The 4,501-nt window shown below is 71.4% G+C and carries 2 protein-coding genes; one reads left to right on the top strand and one right to left on the bottom strand.

The window, feature by feature from the left end:
* The coding region (locus D7V93_RS45475; RefSeq protein ID WP_158623961.1) for a hypothetical protein at window positions 1-3,300 on the top strand (3,300 nt) is incomplete at its 5' end.
* 66 nt (window positions 3,301-3,366) lie between these two features.
* On the opposite strand, the gene D7V93_RS38760 is transcribed toward D7V93_RS45475, so the two are convergent.
* Window positions 3,367-4,275 carry a CPBP family intramembrane glutamic endopeptidase gene (locus D7V93_RS38760; RefSeq protein WP_120648095.1) on the bottom strand — a complete coding sequence of 303 codons (909 nt, stop codon included), beginning with the start codon at window positions 4,273-4,275 and terminating at the stop codon, window positions 3,367-3,369.
* Window positions 4,276-4,501 lie beyond the last annotated feature (226 nt).

Here is a 4,501-nt window from a genome sequence, read left to right on the forward strand (position 1 = left end):
GTCCTGCCTCCGCCCGTCGTCACGCCACCGGTCAATACCGGCCTGCTCGCGCTCCAGCAGGTCGTCAGCACGGTGAGCACCTTCGTCACCACGGCCACCAAGACGGCGGTGCCCCAACAGGACGCGCGCGCTGGCACCACGCCGGGCTTCAGCGTGGGCTCCCTGCTCATGGGCGGCGCGCAGGCGCTCCAGCAGCTCGCGCGCATGCTGCCCACGACGCGCGCTTCCGGCGGCGCGGCGGATCCGTTGAGCCAGGGCATGACGCAGCCCCTGACCTTGGCGAGGGAGGAATTGAAGCTGGAGCTGGCCCGCAAGCCGCCCAACCCCCAGTCCCTCGCCATCCTCATCACCGCCGGTCAGCAGGCGCTGGCCGAGGCCTCGGGGACGCTCTCCAACGTGCCTTCGGACCTGGCCGGAGCGCCGGCCGCCGCGCTGGCCTCGGAGGCGGGGGCGCTCGCGGGCGTGATGGCACAGGCGCAGGCGCTGCTGCCCCAGGGGCCCCAGCGCGCGCAGGCCGGGCAGGCGGTGCTCGAGTCGCAGGCCGTGCAGGCGCAGTCCGAGGCGCTGGTGGCGATGTCCGCCTACGTGAACGCCCCCTCGGAGAAGGGCTTCGACACGTACGTGCGCGAGTTCGCGGAGGCGCAGCTCGCCTCGCAGCGCTCGGACCTGAACCGCGCGGCGCTGCTGCTGCCCAACGCCACCCCTGAGCAGTGGGGCGCGCTGGCGGTGGCCGCCGCCGAGCTCCAGGCGCTGATGGGCATCCTCCAGCAGCCGGAGCCCTTCCAGACGCTGACCACGGAGATGCAGGCGCTCAACACCCAGTGCCAGGGCGTGGAGCGGGACTGGAAGGCCGCGCCCGCCGGCATGACGGGGCAGCCCGCGGCGCTGGGGCCCCAGCTGTCGCGCCTGACGAACGGGGTCCTCACCGGCCTGCCCGTGTCGGGCGAGCAGCTGCTGTCCCTGCCTGTCTCCCAGCGGCAGGCCGTCGTGGATGCGATGAGCCAGTACTCGGGCCGGGGCGCTGTCAGTCCGGCCCCCGCGTTCGGCACGACGGAAGGGGGCCAGCGGCTCACGCAGGCGCTGAGCACGGCCGGGGAGCTGCGCGCCTCCGGCCTCACCTTCCAGGCGTATCAGGACCAGGCCTCCGCGCGCGTCTCGGCGCTCTACCAGCAGAACCCGCTCCTGGGCGTGGTGGATCCCGCGCAGGTGGTCCAGGGGCTCGCGCCCGGCATGACCGCGCGCTTCACGGTCTTCGACGGACAGCTCAGCCCGTCCGTCCAGTTCGGCTCGACGTCCTTCGCCCCGGAGGCGAGCACCGCGTCCAGCGACGCGATGCTCCAGCGCATCACCTCGCAGCCGGGCTTCGCGGGGACCACCGCGGGCCTCACCCAGAGCTACGGGACGCTGCTCCAGGGCGCGCTGGCGGACGTGGCGACGTTGCAGCGCAATCTGGCGAAGGCCGTGCCTCCGCCCACCGCGATGGACCTGCTGCCGTCCGCGAGCCGCGCCTTCGAGGCCCTGGCCTCGCGGCTCACGTCACCGGGCGAGGCGGGCGGCGCCAACGGACAGCCCGGCCCGCTGGGACGGGCGCTCATCTTCACGGGCGGGCTCTTCGACAAGTACGCGGAGCAGCAGCAGACCCAGGGGCGCAAGGACCTGGCCATCGGGCTGACGGGCGCGGTGGCGGGGCTGGGCGCGACCATCCTCACGGTGGCGACGGGCGGGGCGGCGGCGCCGCTGCTCATCGCGTCGATGGCGGGCACGTCGCTGCTGGCCGGCGGCTACGGCATGTTCCGCACCCACGAGCGCTTCGTGGATGCGCAGCGGCTGGCGCAGTTCGGGCAGCTCTCCGGCGTGGAGGACCCCAACGCGTTCCAGTACCTGCTGGAGCAGGGGCTCAACCTGTTCGGCATCGTGATGGACGGGGCGGACATCGCGCAGGCGGTGCGCGTGATGCGCGGCGCGACGGCCGCCACGGAGGCGGCGCAGATGCTCGGCTCGCTGGAGCAGCTCCTCGCGTCGCCGCTGGGCCTGCGGCTGGCGAGCCGGCTGGACGATGGCGCCGAGGTGACGGACGCGACGCTGACCACGCTGCGGCAGCTCCAGTCCGGCGGCTACACGTTCGAACAGGTCGCGGACATCGCCAACCGCGCGGTGACGGCCCCGGAGACCCTGACCGACGCGGAGCGCGCGCTCAACCAGGTGGTCCGCGCCGAGCGGCTCTTCACGCCGCAGGCGCTGGAGTTGTTTCAGCGCTACCACCTGGGCCGGGGCGTGTCCCCGGAGGATGCCTACCGGAGCGCGGTCGCCGCGTCGGGCGGAGACGCGACGAAGGTGCCCGCGGACGTCGCCCAGGACTACGTCCAGTGGATGCAGCGCCCCAGCACGGTGGCGAGTGCCCGGGACACGCGCATGATGATGGCGCCCTCCCTCAAGAACTACCAGCGCGATGCGCTCAAGGTCGCGGGGGTGGATCCGGCGACGGTGCGCATCGAGATGGGGATCGGGGGACGCCCCGTCTTCGTGGATCCGAATGGCAGGAGGCTCATCTACACGAGCCCGGGCGTGGTCTCGGAGGTGCCCGCGGACTTCCTCATGAACGTGCCGCGCGCCATGCCCACGAAGCCGGTCCCGCCGGTGGAAGTGCTCGTCGCCGCGGGGCTTCCAGGCCTCCGGCCCGAAAACCTGCGTGTCTTCCGGGAGGTGAAGGGCGGCTCGGTGCTGGTGGACCAGACGACGGGCGCCTTGTATCTGCAGAAGGCAGACGGCTCCGTGTCGGACTTCCTCGTCCACCTCACACAGCAAGACACCTACACCGCGAAGATCGCCGGACAGGGAATGTCTCCCTACGGTCCCACCAACCTGCCGGATACGTTCGCGGACGGCCGTCCCTACAACGGAGTCGGTGCCCTGACGGAGGATGGCGATGGCCAGTACATGGCCATGTGGACCGTCAGCTCCCATGATCAGCCCGACTGGTTCACCACGCGCAACCTGTCCGGCAGCCTCATGGGCGATACGCTCATCAGTCAAGCCATCCACGGCTCTAAAAACAATCCGGAGCTCGTCCTCATCTTCATGGAGCGCTCACCGACGGACGTGATGGAGGTGTCAGCGCACATCTTCCCGGAAGGGGGTGCGAGGATGTCGCGCCCCGACCTGACCCTGGAGCAGTGGTACCTGCGGGAACCCGGGACCGCCCCGGAGGTCATCCTCTTCAACGAGGTGTCGTGGGACCGGATCACCCTGGTCATGAATCAGCAGGGAACCATCCTCTACGCCCCGCCGCCCGTCCCCTAGAGAATGGGAGCCCTGGCCCTGCTCACCAGACCTTCCACCAGGGCTTGGGCGGGGCCATCCATCCCTTCACAGGGGCGGCAGCTTGTCCAGGAAGCCGGAGCGGGACAGCCACATCACCAGCGCGAAGCTGATGGTGTTGAACGCCGCGTGCGCGACAATCAATGGCAACAGCCGCCCGTGGTACCAGAAGACGAACCCGAACCAGGCGCCCATCACGAAGGTCTGGAAGACGGCGAGCGTGCCTTCGTAGAAGTGCCCCACGGAGAAGAGGACGGCCGCGCCCAGCACCGCCGGCACCCATCGGCCGAACACCACGCGCAGGCGGGGCACGAGGAAGCCTCGGAAGACGAACTCCTCGAAGCCCGTCACCACCACCATGATGGCCGCGAACGCGGGCACCCCCAGCCCCGTGTCCATCAGCGCCGCCGCCACGTCCTTGCGCGCCAGCAGCTCCTTGCCCGCGAGCTTCAGCGCCACGGCGACAGCCGCCAGCGGCACCGACGCGGCGAGGTGCACCACGTAGGTCGCGGCGAGCACGGGCACGCCGAGGAGCAGCTCCTTCCCCCAGCCCTCGCGCACCAGCCCCACCTGCGCGGGCCCCTGGCCGTCGCGCCACAGCAGCACCGCCACCAGCAGGCACATCCCCAGCGCGCGGATGACCAGCGGCGCCATGGACATCGAGAAGCCCTTCTCCACCTCCGCATCGGAGGCGACCCACGCGCCCGTGCCCGTGCCGCTCAGCGCCACGATGAGCCCCAGGATGCCGAACCACGCCCCTCGCCGCGTCGCCTCCCAGGGGCGCAGCAGGGCCAGCCCCCACGCCAGCAGCGCGACCGAGACCGCCACCAGGGCGCCCCGGCCCGCCCGGCCCACCGACGCGGGCCCGAGCACAGCGAAGAACACGAAGGCCGCTTCGGACAAGGCCCGGCGCCGCGACGGGGCGTTCTCCAGCAGCACGGCGACATCACGACGCAAGGGGGGCTCCAGTCGGGTCCTGCGCACACGCTACTCCGGGCCTGAGCGACCCTGAAGGACGACGCGGTCGGATGTCCCAAAGGGAATGACCCCGGTGTCGAAGCACCGGGCATCTCCATTTCCGTCGTTCCAAGACCACTTTGCCTGGGAGCCGTTCATGCATGCACTCCGACTGCACCACCTCTTCTCGCGGACCCTGCGCGCCACGCTCGCCGCGCCGCTGGTG

It is taken from the genome of Corallococcus llansteffanensis (genome assembly GCF_003612055.1).
Taxonomy (GTDB): domain Bacteria; phylum Myxococcota; class Myxococcia; order Myxococcales; family Myxococcaceae; genus Corallococcus; species Corallococcus llansteffanensis.